The following is a 17,128-nucleotide window of genomic DNA, read 5'->3' on the forward strand; positions in this document are numbered from 1 at the left end:
CGCTCGGCTCTTGGTCCGTGAAGTTGACGCGCAGTATAGCGACAGGCCCATGACCGGCAAAGCGCTGGCTGTGCCCGATGGTCACTGAAAGTGGGTAGAATGCGGTTTTTTTCCAGCCTGGGGGTGCGCTTTGCGCGAAATCGTCCTGATCAACATCACAGGTCTTGACCGACCGGGTCTCACCGCTGCCATTACCGGCGTTCTGGCCCAGGGTGGTGTGAACATTCTCGACATCGGCCAGGCGGTGATCCACGACACCCTGTCGTTCGGCATCCTGGTGGAAATCCCCAGCAACGAGCAGGCCTCGTCGGTACTCAAGGACATCCTGTTTACGGCCTACAAGCTGGATCAGCAGGTGCGTTTCACGCCAGTGTCCGAAGCCGATTACCAGCATTGGGTCGAAGGCCAGGGCAAAAAACGCCATATCGTGACGTTGCTCACCCGCAAGGTCACGGCCGAACAGTTGCAGCGCGTCAGTTCGATCACCGCGCACTACGGCTTGAACATCGACCATATCGACCGTCTGTCGGGGCGTATGCCTTTGGACACGCCCGCAGACAAAGGCAAGGGCTGCATCGAGTTCTCCGTGCGGGGTGAGCCGGCCGATGCGCAGGCGCTGCGCGCTGAATTCCTGAGCGTGGCTCAGGAGCTGAATGTCGACATCGCCTTCCAGGAAGATTCGCTGTTCCGGCGCAACCGTCGCCTGGCGGTGTTCGACATGGACTCCACGCTGATCGAAGCCGAAGTCATCGACGAACTGGCCAAGGCCGCCGGTGTGGGCGAGCAAGTCTCGGCCATTACCGAGCGCGCGATGGCCGGCGAGCTGGATTTTCGCGCCAGCTTCAAGGAGCGCCTGGCGCTGCTCAAAGGCCTGGATGTGAGCGTGCTCGATTCAATCGGCGCGTCCCTGCGTCTGACCGAAGGCGCCGAAACCCTGTTCGCCGAACTCAAGCGCCTGGGCTACAAGACGGCCATCCTGTCTGGTGGCTTCACCTACTTTGCCAAGCAGCTGCAAGCCAAGCTGGGCATTGACTACGTGTTCGCCAACGAGCTGGAAGTGGTGGATGGCAAAGTGACCGGCGTGGCGGTGGAGCCGATTGTCGATGCACAACGCAAGGCGGACCTGCTCAAGGAGCTGGCGCACAAGGAAGGTTTGCGTTTGGAGCAGACCATTGCGGTCGGCGACGGCGCGAACGACTTGCCGATGCTGGCGATTGCGGGATTGGGTGTGGCGTTTCGCGCCAAGCCATTGGTCAAGCAATCGGCCAAGCAGGCAATTTCGACCTTGGGGTTGGATGGGGTGCTGTATCTGCTGGGCTTGCGCGATCGCGACGGTCAGCTCTAACTCGACAGATCATTCCCACGCTCCGCGTGGGAATGCCTTCTGTGACGCTCTGCGTCAGGCTTTGGGGGCGCAGAGTGCCCTGCGCTGCATTCCCACGCAGAGCGTGGGAACGATCATCAGGCTTTAGGTGAGCCGATACCCTGGCCCATCTGCACCGGCGTGCCCGCCGCCAGTTCCTGCGCCCACTGCACTTGGCCCGGCCCGAACAGCACGATCGCGGTAGAACCCAGCTTGAAGCGACCCAACTCCGCACCTTTCTCCAGGTGAATCGGTGCGCGAGCAGCTTCGTCATAGCGGAAGGTTTTCAGCTCGCGCTTCGGTGGTGTTACCAGCCCGGCCCACACCGTCTCGATCGAGGCTACGATCATTGCGCCCACCAACACTACGGCCATCGGGCCGCGTTCGGTGTCGAACAGGCAGACAACCCGCTCGTTACGCGCAAACAGTTCCGGCACGTTCTCGGCGGTGGTCTGGTTCACCGAGAAAATCCGCCCCGGTACGTACACCATCTCACGCAAGGTACCGGCCAGCGGCATATGCACGCGGTGATAGTCCTTGGGCGACAGGTAGATAGTGGCGAAGTCACCGCCCATGAACGGCGCTGCCAGCGCGGCGTCGCCACCGAGCAATTCCAGCACGCTGAAACTGTGGCCCTTGGCCTGGAACACACGGCCATGTTCGATCGGGCCGAGCTGGCTGACAGCACCATCGGCCGGGCTCAGTACGGCGCCGGGGGTTGGGTCCAGCGGGCGCGCACCGTCTTTCAATGCGCGGGTAAAGAAGGCGTTGAAATGCTCGTAGGCGGTCACGTCTTCAACCAGCGCCTGGGACATATCCACCTGGTAACGCTTGGCGAACCAACGGGTGAAGGCGTTCTTGAACCAGCGCACACGGCACTCGGCAATGCAGCCGGCCAAGCGCGACAGCAGGTGGTGCGGCAGCAAGTACTGACTGAGGATAAACAACTGCTTTTTCATTAAGTGTCCTTAAGCTTCAAATCTCGACGGGGGTGTCGGGGTGGTTGCCCCATTCGCCCCAGGAACCGGCATAACCTTTGACTCGCGGATAACCGAGCGCCTTGGCCACCAGGTAGGTGAAGCCAGAGCGGTGGTGGGTCTGGCAGTGGGTGATGATTTCTTTATCGCGGGTCAGCCCGAGGTCTTCGAGGATTTGCGGCATGTCGCGGCGGATGCGCAGGCTACGCGCCTCGTCCATGCCAGCGGTCCATTCGAAGTTCACCGCGCCGGGAATGTGCCCGGCTTTGGCCGCGAGCACTTTTTCGCCGGAATACTCCAGCGGGCCGCGTGCGTCCCAGATACCCAGGTCGGCTGCGCCCAGCCGGCTTTGCAGGTATTCGCGGGTGGCGGTGGGGCCGTCGTGCAGCGTAAGGCTGACCGGGCCACCGGCGGGCGCGGGCACCTCGGTGGAAACCGGGTGTTTTTCCTCCAGCCACGCCAGAAGGCCGCCGTCGAGGTAGTGATACTTCTGGTGGCCGATGACGTCGAGCATCCAGATAAAGCGCCCGGCCCAGCCGCCGCCTTCGTCGTCATAGACCACATAGGTGGCGTCGGGGGTGTGGCCCAGCTCGCCGAACAGTTTTTCCAGGTCGACCTTGTGCGGCAGCAGGCCTGGCGCGGGTGGTTGGCCCAATTGGGTGCGCTTGGGGTCAACGAAATGCGCGCCGGGGATATGCCCTTCGGCGTAGCGGGCGGCACTGGTGAGGTCCACCAGAATCAGGTGGTCGGCATCCAGGCGACCTTGCAGGTCGCTGGATTCGATCACCAGCGGCAAGCCAGAGAAGTCAGGCATGTGAGGTCTCCTGGGCACAAATGTTGGCGATAAAGGAGGGCGATTGTAGCGCAAGCATCAGGCGCTGCGGTTGGTAAAGCTGTGCAGGGCTTTTTCAATGCATTGCGCGGTTTTACCGAAGGCCTGCACGGTGGTTTCCGAGAACGGCCCGCCACCCTGGTCCGCCACCATCAGCATCACCACGCGGCCATTGCAGCTCAGCGAGCGCAACAGCAGGTGCTCGCCGGTAAACAGGCGGCGCAGGATCGGTGGCAGCAGAGCGGAGAATTGCGCATGGTTGTCAGGGCCGAGACGCACCTGGGCGGACTTTTCCAGCAGGCGTTGCAGCAATGTACTGTTGACCACATCCAGGCTCAGGTTGGCAGCGTCCCTGGGCAAGCCATCGGCCTGATGCGCACGCAAGGTGCTCAAGGCGCGATCCGCCATGAACAGCAACACGCGCTGCATGCCGCTGGCGACCAGGGCTTCCTTGGCGCAAGTGGTCAGGTGCATCGCGTTGGCAAAGCGGCTCGGCTCGACCAACAGCTCGGTGCAGCGGCTGCGCCACAGTGCCAGTGCTTCGGCCGTGGGCGGCGGCGCGGGCAACAGGCCACGATGGACTTTTTGCACATGCCACGGCCAGATCAACGACAGGGCCGGGTGCCAGAGGTCAGGCATCAAGGTGCTGCGCGCGCTGGTCACCGCTTGCTGGTGCACCTGCTGCTGCACATCGCCCAGTGGCTCCTGCAGGTACAGCGCAGTGAGGTATTGCCAGCGCTCGGTGTGCGGGCAGGTCCAGGACTCCTGCGCCGACATCGCCAGGCCGTTGGCCAGCAGTACGGTGTTGGCCGGCTGGTTCAGCCAGCGGCGCAGATTGGGGTCGGCGTCGAGTAGTTGTTGGTGGCGCAGAGGGTCGTCTTCGCGCGCGATGCGCAGTGCCTTGACCAGCAGACGACGCTCGCCCAGCAGCAGGTGATAGCCCTGGGACACCCAGATCGGCAAGTGCCAGGCTGCCGTCAAAGCAAGGCACAGGTCCAGCAGGCGCACGCCGAATAATTGCTGCTCGACCTGGCGCGCCGACTCGCCTTTGTGGATCACCCGCAGTTCCCATTCCTCCAGGAGCTTGGGGTAGGCGACGGCCATCGGCCACAACGGTGACAGAAACAACAGGCTGCCCCAATGAATGTCTTGCCACAGACGCGCCAGGCGGTTGCCGAACAAGCCGTTGGCCTGCTGCGAGGCATGCTGGCTGATCAACAGCAGCTGGCGCAGCGCTACGGGAATTTCAAGGGCCGGCACCGAAGGCAGGCGTGCCAGCAGTTCCTCGGCGCGCTTGAGACCGAGGCGGTTGAGCGCCACTTCGAGGTTTTCCGCCGGTTCCGCCAGGCTGCCGTGAGTGTGGCTGTTGGCCTCGCGCATCACGCTGAGCACCAGGGCCGGGCTGTCTTGCATCAGTTCGGCAATGTCTCTTAACGAGCTGCGGCTGTCGCGGATGGCTTTGCACACGCGCTCGTGGCTGGCCTGGGGAACTGGCAGCAGCACGTCGTCCAGGCACTTGATCCAGGCGGCGAGTGTGGCGGGTTTTGCAGTTGGGACTGTCGTTTCATTAGCCATGATTGGGGCGCGATCGTCACTTGTGTTCAACACGCCCGGAACGGGCTGAATTGGCTTTTCGCCTTAACGGGCTATAGTCTGGCGCAGTTTTGCCGATAAGTAGAACAAGAGTTTTCCAGCTGCACCCACTATGTCCATGAACCCGACGGCGCAAGTACAGATCCCCTATGGCTAAAATTATCGGCATCATTGTCGTCATCGCAAGTGTGCTCGGTGGGTACGTCCTGTCCCACGGTAAAATTGCCGCGCTGATTCAGCCTTTCGAAGTGTTGATCATTGGCGGCGCCGCCTTTGGCGCCTTCCTGCAGGCCAACCCCGGCTACATGACCATGCATGTGATCAAGAAGTCGCTGGGCATGTTCAGCTCGCGCTTCTCGCATACGTTCTATCTGGAAGTGCTGGGGCTGGTCTACGAGATCCTCAACAAGAGCCGCCGCGAAGGCATGATGGCCATTGAAGGGGATATCGAAGACGCCGCCGCCAGCCCGATCTTCGCCAAGTACCCCGCCGTGCTCAAGGACGAGCGCATGACCGCGTATATCTGCGATTACCTGCGCATCATGTCCTCCGGCAACATGGCTCCCCATGAGCTTGAAGGCCTTTTCGACATGGAGCTGTTCAGCCTCAAGGAAGAGCTGGAGCATCCTTCCCACGCGGTGACCGGCATTGCCGACGGCATGCCCGGTTTCGGTATTGTTGCGGCGGTGCTGGGTATCGTGGTGACCATGGCTTCCCTGGGCGAGGGCGACCAGGCGGCCATCGGCATGCACGTCGGCGCGGCGTTGGTCGGGACCTTCTTCGGTATTCTCGCGGCCTACGGTTTCTTCGGCCCGCTCGCCACGTCGCTGGCCCACGATGCCAAGGAAGAGATTAACCTCTACGAAGCGATCAAAGCGTGCCTCGTGGCTTCGGCATCCGGCATGCCGCCATCGCTGGCGGTAGAGTTCGGACGCAAAGTGCTGTACCCGAAACATCGCCCAAGTTTCGCCGAGCTGGAACAAGCGGTTCGCGGTCGCTAAGCCATGGAAAACAACCAGCCGATCATCATCAAGCGCGTCAAGCGCTTCGCCGCGGGGCACCATGGCGGCGCCTGGAAAATCGCCTTTGCCGACTTCGCGACGGCAATGATGGCGTTCTTCCTGGTGCTGTGGCTGATGTCCACCGCTACCCCTGAACAGAAGATCGCCATCGCGGGTTACTTCAAGGACCCGATTGGTTTTTCGGAAAGTGGTACGCCCTTCGTGATCGACCTGGGTGGCTCGCCGCAGTTGGCGCCGGAGCGCACCATCAACCCGGAAGTGCAGACCGAATCGCCCCAGGAAAAAATCCCGATCGAGCGCGATAAGGTCGAAACCATGGCCGAACAGGTCGAGAAAGAACGCCTCGAGCTGCTGTTGCAGGAGCTGCAGACCAAAGTTGAGGAAAACCCGCAACTGCTGAAGTTCAAGGATCAGATTTCCTTCGAGATCACCCCGGAAGGCTTGCGCATCCAGATCACCGACGCGGCCAACCGGCCGATGTTCGATTCCGGCAGCGCACGCTTGAAGCCGTACTTCGAAGATATCCTGCTGGCCATGGCCGACACCATCAAGGCGGTGCCGAACAAGATCAGTATCAGCGGTCACACCGATGCCAAGCCCTATGCGGGGCAGGGCGACTTCGGCAACTGGGAGCTCTCGGCCAACCGCGCCAACGCCGCCCGCCGTGCGCTGGTGGCTGGCAGCTACCCGGACCCGCAAGTGGCGCGGGTGGTGGGCTTTGCGTCATCGCAGCTGTTTGACCCCAAGGAACCGTTCAACCCGATCAACCGTCGGATCGACATCGTCGTGCTGACCAAAAAGGCCCAGCGTGCGATCGAAGGCGATCAACCGCCGCCGCCACAGCCGGCTCAGGGTGATGGCGCCCCCGGTGAAGTACCGGCGGACCCGAACGCGCTCCCGCCAGGGCAGGAGCCGCTGCCGGCCCATGAACTGCGCCAGAAGCTGAACCTGTTTGATGATGGCGGCGTGAAGGACCCGACGGCGCCTGCGCCGGGGTCGTAAGCGGTCTCTATAAGCCAGAAATGAAAACGCCCCGATCAGCCGGGGCGTTTTCATTTGCGGTCAGAGTGGCAGGTACGCTTTGACGCCACCGATTACGCCTCGCATATCATCCTCGCACAGGCGCGGTACGAAGTACTCTCGCCCCTTGGAGCGGGTCTTTCTGTGCAGTTTGTCGAGGCGTTCGAAGCTGACGGTGTAAATCATGTCGCACTTTACCCATAGCTCTTTGTAACCGTCGGATTGAAGTGGGTTGGTGCGTAGCAGATGGTGCCAGTCGTGCCGGATATCTGGTGCAGTAGAGGAAATCGGCACCACGGTGCACAGTTTGCGAGTGTGTGTAGAGGTTGGGGATATCACTACGACCTTACGGATCTTCAGCATCTCCGGAGCCACAAAGCCCCGCGTGAAGTCGCACAGCAGTACATCGCCCTGTTTGGGGTGATAGTAGAGAGCCAAATGTTAATTCCCCACAAAAAGCAAAGCCGCCCGAAGGCGGCTTCATTCGACACGCAGCGGAGCTTGCTTCGCCCCTTCTGCGCCGCTGGATCAACTCCGAAAAGGATCCAGACTCCTGCCAGCTTTCGCTGGTGACGGAGCAATTATGGGCATCAGAAAATCCGAATACAAGCCAGCTTGTGTTGTAAGCCACCGAGTTGGCCTGAATTCTTGATGCCTGCACCTATTAAATCAATGGATTATGAGGATCATCGTCCTGATTTATGTGTATCAAGAAATTGACCGTCAGTAACTGCTCTCAGGCAAACTCGCAATAATCGACCGATAGCTGTTCATCCGTTGCTGCTGCACGCGGCCATCTTCAAGGGCCTTGAGCAATGCACAGCCCGGCTCGCGGTCGTGTTTGCAGTCGCGGAAGCGGCAGGTGCCGATCAGGTCGTTGAACTCGATGAAGCCGGCTTCCACGTCGCTGCGGCTGACATGACCGAGGCCGAATTCACGAATGCCTGGGGAATCGATCAGCTCGCCGCCTCCGGGGAAGTGGAACAGCCGTGCGGTGGTGGTGGTGTGGGTGCCCTGGCCGGACAGCTCCGACAGCGGGCCGACACGGGTGTCGACTTCCGGCAGCAGGCTGTTGACCAGCGATGACTTGCCCACGCCGGACTGGCCGACAAACACGCTGATACGCCCGTCCAACTGCTGTTGCAGCTGTTCCATGCCGTTGCCGTGGTGCGCCGAGACTTCCAGCACGGGGTAACCCAGGGTGCGATAGACCGCCAGCAATGCGTTGAGCGCCGGGGCGTTCTGCTCATCGATCAAGTCGAATTTGTTCAGCAGCAGCAGCGGGCGGATGCCGGCATGCTCGGCAGCGACCAGATAGCGGTCGATCAGGTTGGCGTGGGGCTCGGGCAGCGGCGCGAACACAATCACGATCATGTCGACGTTGGCCGCCACCGGCTTGAGTTGGCCGCGGCTGTCGGGGCGGCGCAGTTCTGTGCTGCGGGGCAGCTGGGCGACGATCACGCCGATGCCCTGGTTGCCGGCGCGCCAGACCACCTTGTCGCCGGTCACCAGCGCAGGCAGGTTGGCGCGCAAATGGCAGCGGGATACCGAGCCGGCGAGCTCGCCTTCCAGCGCCTCGACTTCGACCTGCACGCCGAAGTGCGCGATCACCAGGCCCGTTTGTTCGGGGCCCAGGTCGCCGCCCTCAAGCGCTTCCACGGCGGAGGATTCTCGTTTGGCGGCGCGCGCTGCGCGTTCACCTTGAATCTTTTCGATGCGCCAGTTTTGGCGACGATTGAGCTGGCGTTTGGCCATTGGTGTTCCGTGTCGATAATGCAATAGTTGGGTGAAACGGTCGCGAGTCTAGCACGGCGCCGCCTGCTAAACTGCCCGGCTACGCCAAGGTGCCAAGAGAATCAAGCCATGCAAAACCCACAGAACCTGATTTGGATCGATCTGGAAATGACCGGTCTGAACCCCGACACCGACGTCATCATCGAGATGGCGACGATCGTCACCGACAGCAACCTCAACACCTTGGCCGAAGGTCCGGTGATCGCCATCCATCACAGCGATGCCGTGCTCGCCACCATGGACGAATGGAATACACGCACCCACGGCAACTCTGGCCTGACCCAGCGTGTACGCGACAGCCGCATCAGCATGGCCGAAGCCGAAGCCGAAACCATCGCTTTCCTGGAAAAATGGGTGCCCAAGGGCAAATCGCCGATCTGCGGTAACAGCATCTGCCAGGACCGTCGCTTCCTTTATACGCATATGAAGGCGCTGGAGAGCTACTTCCATTATCGCAACCTGGACGTGTCCACCTTGAAAGAGCTGGCTGCACGCTGGGCGCCGGAGGTCAAAGACAGCTTCCACAAAGGCAGCACGCACCTGGCGCTGGATGATATTCGCGAGTCGATCGCCGAGTTGCAGCATTACCGCAAGCATTTCATCAAGGCTTGAAGACCTTCCGCCTTGGATCGTTCCCACGCTCCGCGTGGGAATGCAGCCCAGGACGCTCTGCGTCCCAATGTGGGAGGGGGCTTGCCCCCGATGGCAGGCGACTCGGTTTATCGCCAAGCGCCCCCTTTTGGTGCCATCAGCAAATGATTAGACTGCCGGCCTCTCTGCAAGGATCGCCATCATGCTGCTGATGCTCTACCTCATCGCCATCACCGCCGAAGCCATGACGGGTGCCTTGTCCGCGGGCCGGCGCGGCATGGACTGGTTTGGCGTGGTGCTGATCGCGTGCGTGACGGCGCTGGGTGGCGGTTCTGTGCGCGATATGTTGCTAGGGCATTACCCGCTGACCTGGGTCAAGCACCCTGAATACCTGGTACTGACCTCCGTCGCCGCGCTGGTGACTATCTTTATCGCACCGCTGATGCGCCATCTGCGCTCGCTGTTCCTGGCGCTGGATGCCGTGGGGTTGGTGGCGTTCACCTTGATCGGCTGCATGACCGCCCTGGAAATGGGGCATGGCATGCTGGTCGCCTCGGTCAGTGGCGTGATCACCGGCGTATTCGGCGGCATCCTGCGGGATATTTTCTGTAATGACATCCCACTGATCTTCCGCCGTGAGCTGTACGCCAGCGTGTCGTTCCTTGCCGCCTGGTTTTACTTGCTGTGCCTGTATCTGGAATTGCCCAGCGAACAGGCGATCCTGCTGACCTTGTTCAGCGGCTTTCTACTGCGCCTGCTGGCGATACGGTTTCATTGGGAAATGCCCAAGTTCGTCTATAACGACGACGTCCACTAGCGGGCGGCGTGCTGGTTCAGCGCCCATTGCACATGCTCACGCACCAGTTCCGACGGGTAGTCGCGCCGCGCCTTCAAAGCTTCCAGCACCGGAATGCTTGAGGGGGCATTGCCCAGGCCCACCGCCAGGTTGCGCAGCCAGCGCTCGTATCCGGCACGGCGCAAGGGTGAGCCTTCGGTGCTGCTGAGGAATTTATCCTCGTCCCACATAAACAGTTCGGCCAGGGTCGCGTTATCCAGATTGTGCCGTGGCTTGAAATCGCTTTCGCCAGTGGGTCGGGCGAAACGATTCCACGGGCAAACGATCTGACAGTCATCGCAACCGAATACCCGGTTGCCGATCAGTGGGCGCAGGTCCTCGGGAATGGCGCTCTTGAGCTCGATGGTCAGGTAGGAAATGCAGCGCCGGGCATCCAGCACGTAAGGGCCGACGAACGCGTTGGTGGGGCAGATGTCCAGGCAAGCCGTACAGCGGCCACAGTGTTCGGTGGCATGGGGTGGGTCGACCGGTAACGGCAAATCGACAAACAGTTCGCTCAGGAAGAAATAGCTGCCGGCCTTGCGGTTGAGTACCAGGGTGTTCTTGCCGATCCAGCCGAGGCCGGCCTGTTCGGCGATGGCTTTTTCCAGTACGGGTGCGCTGTCGACAAAGGCCCGAAAGCCGAACGGCCCGATTTGCGCCTGAATACGGTCAGCCAGTTGCTGCACGCGCTTGCGGATCAGCTTGTGATAGTCGCGGCCCAGGGCGTAACGCGAGACATAGGCTTTTTCCGGCTCGGCCAGTAGCTGTGCCATTTGCGTGTCGCCGGGCAGGTAATCCATGCGCAGTGACACCACGCGCAAGGTACCGGGCACCAGCTCTTCGGGGTGGGAGCGTTTGCTGCCATGGGCGCCCATGTAGTCCATCTCGCCGTGGTAGCCCGCGTCGAGCCAGCGTTGCAGGTGCTGTTCATGCTCAGCCAGGTCGAGACCGCTGATGCCGACTTGTTGGAAACCCAGCTCGCGGCCCCAGTCTTTGATCGATTGGGCGAGGGCGGGCAGATCGGAGGTAATAGCGGGCATGAGACACGGGAAACCACAGGTTAGATGCGTATAATTCTGCCAGACATCGGAGCTTGAAGACGCATGCCTCAGACAAAACACGAAATAACCGACGTGCAGCCGCTGTTGCCCGGCCACTTGCCGCAACTGGCTGCGCGCTCCCCGGACGCTCATAAAGGGCAGTTTGGCCATCTATTGGTGATTGGCGGCGACCGAGGCTTTGGCGGCGCCGCGCTGCTCAGTGCCGAGAGCGCGTTGCGCAGTGGCGCCGGCATGGTGTCCCTGGCGACCCGCGTGGAGCATGTTCCCGCCGCGCTGGCGCGCTTGCCGGAAGTGATGACCGTGGGCGTGAGTTCGGCCAATCAACTGATAGGCTTGCTGGAAAAAATCTCGGTCATTGTGATCGGCCCCGGTCTCGGGGATGCGTCCTGGGGTAAAAGCCTGCTGTCCGTCGCCGCCAACACGCACCTGCCGCAAGTCTGGGATGCCGATGCCTTGAATCAGCTGGCGACCGGCAGCGTCAGCCTGCCTGCCAACTGCGTGATCACTCCGCATCCAGGCGAAGCCGCGCGGCTGTTGGGCATTTCGACAGCCGAGGTTCAGGCCGACCGCCTTAAGGTGGCGCGCGCGTTGAGCCGTAAATTCGACTCAGTGGCTATCCTCAAGGGTGCTGGCAGTTTGATTGCAAGCCCGGACGGGCGCGTTTCACGTTGTGACCAAGGCCATCCCGCCATGGCGACGGCGGGGCTCGGTGACGTATTGGCCGGCCTCGTGGGCGCATTGCTCGCCCAAGGCATGCCGGCGTATGAGGCAGCTTGCCTGGCCGTGTGGTTGCACGCCACGGCAGGGGATCGCCAGGGCACCTTCGGTCGCGGGCTGGCAGCGAGCGACCTGATACCTGCCATTCGTCAATTGCTGGAGGAGCAGTCGCCGTGCCTGAAGTAAATCTTTTCCTGGCCGATGAAGACGCGATGGTCGCGTTCGGTCACGCTATTGCACGGGTGACGGGCGGAGCGGGGCTCGTCTTTCTCGAAGGTGACCTGGGGGCGGGCAAGACTACGCTGTCTCGGGGCATCATTCGCGGGTTGGGCCATGCCGGTGCGGTAAAAAGCCCGACGTTCACCCTGGTCGAACCTTACGAGATCGGCGACGTGCGTGCGTTCCACTTCGACCTCTATCGCCTGGTCGACCCTGAAGAGCTGGAGTTCATGGGCATTCGTGATTACTTCGACGAAGACGCGCTGTGCCTGATCGAGTGGCCAGATAAAGGCACAGGCTTTTTGCCAAAGCCTGACATGACCATTACCATTACGCCGCACGAGCACGGACGTCAGCTGAAGTTGTTGCCCCAGAGCCCGCGCGGTGAAGCGTGGCGTGATGCTCTGGCATTGGAATTCAAATAATTGGTGGGGTTAGGTATGCGCTTTCGCGCGTTGGTTGCTGTCGTGGGGGTGTTGCTTGCGGCAATGACTGTCAATGCTGTGGCTGCTTCACAGGTCAAGAGTGTCCGCCTGTGGCGAGCGCCGGATAACACGCGACTGGTATTCGACCTGTCGGGCCCGGTCCAGCACAGCGTCTTTACCCTCACGGCGCCTGATCGCCTGGTGATCGACATCAACGGTGCGACCCTGGCCGCGCCGCTGAAAGTCTCCACCGCCAACACCCCGATTACGATGATGCGCTCGGCCCAGCGCACGCCGACCGATTTGCGCGTGGTCATCGACCTGAAAAAGGCGGTCACCCCCAAAAGCTTCTCCCTGGCGCCCAACGCCCAATATGGCAACCGCCTGGTGGTCGACCTGTTCGACAACCCCGCCGATGCCGCACCGCCGCCTGCGCCGACGCCCAGCGTGGCGACGGTGCCGGCGGTGCCGGTCAATCCATCGCAGCCGCAGGTCAAGCTGCCACCGCCGCCGCCCGCTCCGGCAGGCAAGCGCGACATTATCGTGGTGATCGATGCCGGCCACGGTGGCGAAGACCCGGGCGCGTCCGGCTCGCGCGGCCAGCATGAAAAAGACGTGGTGCTGGCCATCGCCCGCGAACTGCAACGCCAGGTCAACGGCATGAAAGGCTATCGCGCCGAACTGACCCGTACCGGCGACTATTTCATCCCGTTGCGTGGGCGTACCGAAATCGCCCGCAAGAAGGGCGCGGACCTGTTCGTATCGATCCACGCCGACGCTGCCCCTTCCTCCGCTGCGTTCGGTGCGTCGGTGTTTGCCTTGTCCGATCGTGGCGCCACGTCCGAGACCGCCCGTTGGCTGGCCGACAGCGAAAACCGTTCCGACTTGATCGGCGGGGCCGGCAACGTCTCCCTCGATGACAAAGACAAAATGCTCGCCGGCGTATTGCTCGACCTGTCGATGACCGCCTCGCTGACCTCCAGCCTGAACGTCGGCCAGAAAGTCCTGAGTAACATCGGCCGGGTCACGTCGCTGCACAAACAGCGCGTGGAGCAGGCCGGGTTCATGGTGTTGAAGTCGCCGGACATCCCGTCGATCCTGGTCGAAACCGGCTTCATTTCCAACGCCAACGAGGCCTCGAAGCTGGCCAGTGCCAGCCACCAGCAAGCGTTGGCGCGCTCGATCAGCGCCGGCGTGCGCCAGTTCTTCCAACAGAACCCGCCACCGGGCACTTACATCGCCTGGTTGCGTGACTCCGGCAAAATTGCCCAGGGCCCGCGCGACCACCGCGTGCAGCCTGGCGACACCGTGGCCATGCTGGCCGTACGTTTCCAGGTCACGCCCGCCGCCTTGCGCAGCGCCAACAACCTGAAAACCGACGAGTTGAAAATTGGCCAGGTGTTGACCATTCCTGGCACCGAATTGGCGGCGCAGTAATGAGTGAATCTGTGTTGAATAGTGGCTCGCGCATCGAACTGCTCAGCCCGCGCCTGGCTAACCAGATCGCCGCAGGTGAGGTGGTTGAGCGCCCGGCGTCAGTGATCAAGGAACTGCTGGAAAACAGTATCGATTCCGGCGCCAAGCGCATTGACGTAGACGTGGAACAAGGCGGCGTCAAGCTGCTGCGGGTACGTGACGATGGCAGCGGGATCTCTTCAGATGACCTGCCGCTGGCCCTGGCCCGTCACGCCACCAGCAAGATTCGCGACCTGGAAGACCTTGAAAGGGTCATGAGCCTGGGCTTTCGCGGTGAGGCCCTGGCCTCCATCAGCTCCGTGGCCCGCCTGACCCTGACGTCCCGCACGCGCGGCGCCGAACAGGCCTGGCAAGTGGAAACCGAAGGCCGCGACATGGCGCCTCGGGTCCAGCCGGCGGCCCATCCGGTGGGCACCTCGGTGGAAGTGCGCGACCTGTTCTTCAACACCCCGGCGCGGCGCAAATTCCTCAAGGCCGAGAAAACCGAATTCGACCACCTGCAGGAAGTGATCAAGCGCCTGGCCCTGGCGCGCTTCGATGTGGCGTTCCATCTGCGCCACAACGGCAAGACCATTCTCAGCCTGCACGAAGCCAATGATGACGCCGCGCGCGCTCGGCGAGTGGCGGCCGTGTGCGGTGCCGGGTTCCTGGAGCAGGCGCTGCCGATTGAAATCGAACGCAATGGCTTGCGCCTATGGGGCTGGGTCGGTTTGCCGACCTTCTCCCGCAGCCAGGCCGATTTGCAGTATTTCTTCGTCAACGGCCGGGCGGTGCGCGACAAACTGGTGGCCCATGCGGTGCGCCAGGCGTACCGCGACGTACTGTTCAACGGTCGGCATCCGACGTTTGTGCTGTTTTTCGAGGTCGACCCCTCGGTGGTCGACGTCAATGTGCACCCGACCAAGCACGAAGTGCGCTTCCGTGACGGGCGCATGGTGCATGACTTCTTGTACGGCACCTTGCACCGTGCCTTGGGCGATGTGCGCCCGGATGACCAGTTGTCCGCGCCAATCGTAACGGCGGTGGTCCGCCCGAGCGGCCCTGAGGCCGGCGAGTTCGGCCCCCAGGGCGAAATGAGCCTCGCCGGTAACCTGTTGCAATCATCGCAGCCGCAGCCGAGTTACACCGCGCCCAACTCGGGCGCCGGCGCGGGTTATCAATATCAATACACCCCACGGCCGCAGTCGACCGTGCCGGTGGCTGAGGCCCAGGCGGCTTACCGTGAATTCTTCGCGCCGTTGCCGGGTGCCGAGCCGGGCATTGTTGCCTTGCCCGAGGGCGGCGGTGATATTCCGCCGCTGGGCTACGCGCTGGCGCAACTCAAGGGCATCTACATCCTTGCGGAAAATGCCCACGGCCTGGTGCTGGTAGACATGCACGCCGCCCACGAGCGGATCATGTACGAGCGCCTGAAGATCGCCATGGCCAGTGAAGGTCTCAGTGGCCAGCCGCTGCTGGTGCCGGAATCCCTGGCAGTCAGCCAGCGGGAAGCCGATTGTGCCGAGGAACACCATGGAGTGTTCCAGAAGCTGGGCTTCGAACTGCAACGCCTGGGCCCGGAGACCCTGGCGATCCGTCAGATTCCCGCGCTGCTCAAGCAGGCCGAGGCCAATCGCCTGGTGTCCGACGTACTGGCGGACCTGATGGAATACGGCACCAGCGACCGTATCCAGGCGCATATCAACGAACTGCTCGGCACCATGGCCTGCCACGGCGCCATCCGTGCTAACCGCCGACTGGCCCTGCCGGAAATGAACGGCCTGCTGCGCGACATGGAAAACACCGAGCGCAGTGGCCAATGCAACCATGGCCGACCGACCTGGACCCAGATGGGCCTGGATGATCTGGACAAACTGTTCCTGCGCGGTCGCTGATGAGTGCTTTGCCCCCCGCGATCTTCCTGATGGGCCCGACGGCCGCGGGCAAGACCGACCTGGCCATCGAACTGACCAAGGTCTTGCCGTGCGAGCTGATCAGCGTCGACTCTGCCCTGGTTTACCGGGACATGGACATCGGCACGGCGAAGCCTTCGAAAGAGCTGTTGGCCCGGCATCCGCATCGGTTGATCGACATTATCGACCCGTCCGAAAGCTATTCGGCCGCAGATTTCCGTACCGACGCCCTGGCCGCCATGGCTGAAATCACCGCGCGGGGCAACATCCCGCTGTTGGTCGGCGGCACGATGCTCTACTACAAGGCTTTGCAGGAGGGCCTGGCGGACATGCCCCCCGCTGACGCCCAGGTGCGCGCCGAGCTTGAAGATCAAGCCGCGCGCCTCGGCTGGCAGGCCCTGCACGACCAGCTGGCGGCGGTAGACCCGGTGTCTGCGGCGCGCATCCACCCCAACGACCCCCAGCGACTTACCCGTGCGCTGGAAGTCTGGCGCGTCAGCGGCCAGACCATGACTGAACACAGGCTGAAACAAACTGCGCAAAGTGCTGATGCAGACGCATCTGGTCAGTCACAATTGCCCTATACTGTGGCGAATCTGGCCATCGCTCCGGCAAATCGCCAGGTGCTGCATGAACGAATTGCACAAAGATTCACAATTATGTTGGAACAGGGGTTTGTGGAGGAGGTCGTAGCACTGCGTTCCCGAGGTGATTTGCATCCAGGATTGCCTTCGATACGCGCTGTAGGCTACCGCCAAGTCTGGGATCATCTGGATGGCAAGCTGACGTCAGCCGAAATGCAGGAGCGCGGCATCATCGCCACGCGCCAATTGGCGAAGCGCCAGTTCACCTGGCTGCGCAGCTGGAGCGATTTGCACTGGCTGGACAGCCTGGACAGCGACAATCTGTCACGCGCCTTGAAATACTTGGGAACGGTCTCCATATTGAGCTGAGTCCTTGCAATTGCCGTCTATCCTTGGGGGTGTGACGGCCATGAGCTATTTATTTTCCGATTTTTATTATTGATCCTTAAAGGAGTGCGGCACATGTCAAAAGGGCATTCGCTACAAGACCCTTACTTGAATACTTTACGTAAAGAGAAAGTGGGGGTTTCCATCTATCTGGTCAACGGTATCAAGTTGCAAGGTACGATCGAGTCGTTCGACCAGTTCGTGATCCTGCTGAAAAACACCGTCAGCCAGATGGTTTACAAACACGCTATCTCGACAGTCGTCCCTGTTCGTCCGATCCGTCTGCCTAGCGCAGCAGGTGATGAAGCAGCTGACGCTGAGCCAGGTAACGCCTGAT

The 17,128-nt window shown here is 61.7% G+C and carries 17 protein-coding genes; 11 read left to right on the top strand and 6 right to left on the bottom strand.

Annotation, left to right across the window (positions count from 1 at the left end):
- Positions 1–130 precede the first annotated feature (130 nt).
- Positions 131–1,345 carry a phosphoserine phosphatase SerB gene (gene serB / locus C4J89_RS02585; protein WP_124361009.1) on the top strand — a complete coding sequence of 405 codons (1,215 nt, stop codon included), beginning with the start codon at positions 131–133 and terminating at the stop codon, positions 1,343–1,345.
- A gap of 116 nt (positions 1,346–1,461) precedes the next feature.
- On the opposite strand, the gene asd is transcribed toward serB, so the two are convergent.
- Genes asd through C4J89_RS02600 form a run of 3 tightly spaced genes read right to left on the bottom strand, consistent with a single transcriptional unit; the run spans position 1,462 to position 4,747 of the window.
- Complete coding sequence (asd, locus tag C4J89_RS02590; RefSeq protein WP_124413682.1) at positions 1,462–2,322, bottom strand: archaetidylserine decarboxylase; 861 nt, start codon at positions 2,320–2,322, stop codon at positions 1,462–1,464.
- Positions 2,323–2,338: 16 nt separating this feature from the next.
- Positions 2,339–3,154 (bottom strand): rhodanese-like domain-containing protein, encoded by an 816-nt coding sequence (locus C4J89_RS02595; RefSeq protein ID WP_124413683.1) that lies wholly within the window; start codon positions 3,152–3,154, stop codon positions 2,339–2,341.
- 57 nt (positions 3,155–3,211) lie between these two features.
- Complete coding sequence (locus C4J89_RS02600) at positions 3,212–4,747, bottom strand: HDOD domain-containing protein (protein WP_124361012.1); 1,536 nt, start codon at positions 4,745–4,747, stop codon at positions 3,212–3,214.
- Positions 4,748–4,914: 167 nt separating this feature from the next.
- On the opposite strand from C4J89_RS02600, the gene motA reads away from it, so the two are divergent.
- Both motA and motB read left to right on the top strand, forming a co-directional pair.
- Positions 4,915–5,766, top strand: a complete 852-nt coding sequence (motA, locus tag C4J89_RS02605; RefSeq protein WP_124361013.1) for a flagellar motor stator protein MotA — start codon at positions 4,915–4,917, stop codon at positions 5,764–5,766.
- A 3-nt stretch (positions 5,767–5,769) separates the two neighbouring features.
- A complete protein-coding gene (motB, locus tag C4J89_RS02610) occupies positions 5,770–6,789 on the top strand; it encodes a flagellar motor protein MotB (protein WP_124413684.1) in 1,020 nt (339 codons plus the stop codon).
- A 60-nt stretch (positions 6,790–6,849) separates the two neighbouring features.
- Here motB and C4J89_RS02615 read toward each other — a convergent pair whose 3' ends face one another.
- The gene (locus tag C4J89_RS02615) at positions 6,850–7,245 is read right to left on the bottom strand and encodes a type II toxin-antitoxin system PemK/MazF family toxin (protein WP_124361015.1); all 396 of its coding nucleotides are present in this window, start codon (positions 7,243–7,245) and stop codon (positions 6,850–6,852) included.
- A gap of 285 nt (positions 7,246–7,530) precedes the next feature.
- Positions 7,531–8,562 (bottom strand): small ribosomal subunit biogenesis GTPase RsgA, encoded by a 1,032-nt coding sequence (gene rsgA / locus C4J89_RS02620; RefSeq protein ID WP_005784215.1) that lies wholly within the window; start codon positions 8,560–8,562, stop codon positions 7,531–7,533.
- Positions 8,563–8,670: 108 nt separating this feature from the next.
- Between rsgA and orn the strand changes: the two genes are divergently transcribed.
- Together orn and C4J89_RS02630 are read left to right on the top strand one after the other, a co-directional pair.
- On the top strand, positions 8,671–9,213 hold the full coding sequence (orn, locus tag C4J89_RS02625; RefSeq protein WP_010213620.1) for an oligoribonuclease: 543 nt from the start codon (positions 8,671–8,673) through the stop codon (positions 9,211–9,213).
- A gap of 178 nt (positions 9,214–9,391) precedes the next feature.
- Positions 9,392–10,009, top strand: coding sequence for a trimeric intracellular cation channel family protein (locus tag C4J89_RS02630; protein ID WP_177412764.1), 618 nt, complete (start codon positions 9,392–9,394; stop codon positions 10,007–10,009).
- Here C4J89_RS02630 and queG read toward each other — a convergent pair.
- A complete protein-coding gene (queG, locus tag C4J89_RS02635) occupies positions 10,006–11,070 on the bottom strand; it encodes a tRNA epoxyqueuosine(34) reductase QueG (RefSeq protein ID WP_124361017.1) in 1,065 nt (354 codons plus the stop codon). The genes C4J89_RS02630 and queG overlap by 4 nt on opposite strands.
- 63 nt (positions 11,071–11,133) lie before the next feature.
- On the opposite strand from queG, the gene C4J89_RS02640 reads away from it, so the two are divergent.
- From C4J89_RS02640 to hfq, 6 genes are all read left to right on the top strand, one after another.
- Positions 11,134–11,994 carry an NAD(P)H-hydrate dehydratase gene (locus C4J89_RS02640; RefSeq protein ID WP_124413685.1) on the top strand — a complete coding sequence of 287 codons (861 nt, stop codon included), beginning with the start codon at positions 11,134–11,136 and terminating at the stop codon, positions 11,992–11,994.
- Positions 11,982–12,452 carry a tRNA (adenosine(37)-N6)-threonylcarbamoyltransferase complex ATPase subunit type 1 TsaE gene (gene tsaE, locus C4J89_RS02645; RefSeq protein WP_124365622.1) on the top strand — a complete coding sequence of 157 codons (471 nt, stop codon included), beginning with the start codon at positions 11,982–11,984 and terminating at the stop codon, positions 12,450–12,452. Before C4J89_RS02640 ends, tsaE begins: the two co-directional genes overlap by 13 nt.
- A 15-nt stretch (positions 12,453–12,467) precedes the next feature.
- On the top strand, positions 12,468–13,889 hold the full coding sequence (locus C4J89_RS02650; protein ID WP_124361020.1) for an N-acetylmuramoyl-L-alanine amidase: 1,422 nt from the start codon (positions 12,468–12,470) through the stop codon (positions 13,887–13,889).
- Positions 13,889–15,802, top strand: a complete 1,914-nt coding sequence (gene mutL / locus C4J89_RS02655; protein WP_124361021.1) for a DNA mismatch repair endonuclease MutL — start codon at positions 13,889–13,891, stop codon at positions 15,800–15,802. Before C4J89_RS02650 ends, mutL begins: the two co-directional genes overlap by 1 nt.
- Positions 15,802–16,773, top strand: coding sequence for a tRNA (adenosine(37)-N6)-dimethylallyltransferase MiaA (gene miaA, locus C4J89_RS02660; protein WP_124361022.1), 972 nt, complete (start codon positions 15,802–15,804; stop codon positions 16,771–16,773). The genes mutL and miaA overlap by 1 nt, the downstream gene beginning before the upstream one ends.
- A 93-nt stretch (positions 16,774–16,866) precedes the next feature.
- Positions 16,867–17,127, top strand: coding sequence for an RNA chaperone Hfq (gene hfq / locus C4J89_RS02665; protein WP_016976904.1), 261 nt, complete (start codon positions 16,867–16,869; stop codon positions 17,125–17,127).
- Position 17,128: the final 1 nt, after the last annotated feature.

The organism is Pseudomonas sp. R4-35-07 (assembly GCF_003852235.1).
Taxonomy (GTDB): Bacteria; Pseudomonadota; Gammaproteobacteria; order Pseudomonadales; family Pseudomonadaceae; genus Aquipseudomonas.

Coding starts and splice junctions, on each gene's coding strand:
- asd (WP_124413682.1), bottom strand. CDS start 2,322: ATGAAAAAGCAGTTGTTTATCCTCAGTCAGTACTTGCTGCCGCACCAC.
- C4J89_RS02595 (WP_124413683.1), bottom strand. CDS start 3,154: ATGCCTGACTTCTCTGGCTTGCCGCTGGTGATCGAATCCAGCGACCTG.
- C4J89_RS02600 (WP_124361012.1), bottom strand. CDS start 4,747: ATGGCTAATGAAACGACAGTCCCAACTGCAAAACCCGCCACACTCGCC.
- motA (WP_124361013.1), top strand. CDS start 4,915: ATGGCTAAAATTATCGGCATCATTGTCGTCATCGCAAGTGTGCTCGGT.
- motB (WP_124413684.1), top strand. CDS start 5,770: ATGGAAAACAACCAGCCGATCATCATCAAGCGCGTCAAGCGCTTCGCC.
- rsgA (WP_005784215.1), bottom strand. CDS start 8,562: ATGGCCAAACGCCAGCTCAATCGTCGCCAAAACTGGCGCATCGAAAAG.
- orn (WP_010213620.1), top strand. CDS start 8,671: ATGCAAAACCCACAGAACCTGATTTGGATCGATCTGGAAATGACCGGT.
- queG (WP_124361017.1), bottom strand. CDS start 11,070: ATGCCCGCTATTACCTCCGATCTGCCCGCCCTCGCCCAATCGATCAAA.
- C4J89_RS02640 (WP_124413685.1), top strand. CDS start 11,134: ATGCCTCAGACAAAACACGAAATAACCGACGTGCAGCCGCTGTTGCCC.
- C4J89_RS02650 (WP_124361020.1), top strand. CDS start 12,468: ATGCGCTTTCGCGCGTTGGTTGCTGTCGTGGGGGTGTTGCTTGCGGCA.
- mutL (WP_124361021.1), top strand. CDS start 13,889: ATGAGTGAATCTGTGTTGAATAGTGGCTCGCGCATCGAACTGCTCAGC.
- miaA (WP_124361022.1), top strand. CDS start 15,802: ATGAGTGCTTTGCCCCCCGCGATCTTCCTGATGGGCCCGACGGCCGCG.
- hfq (WP_016976904.1), top strand. CDS start 16,867: ATGTCAAAAGGGCATTCGCTACAAGACCCTTACTTGAATACTTTACGT.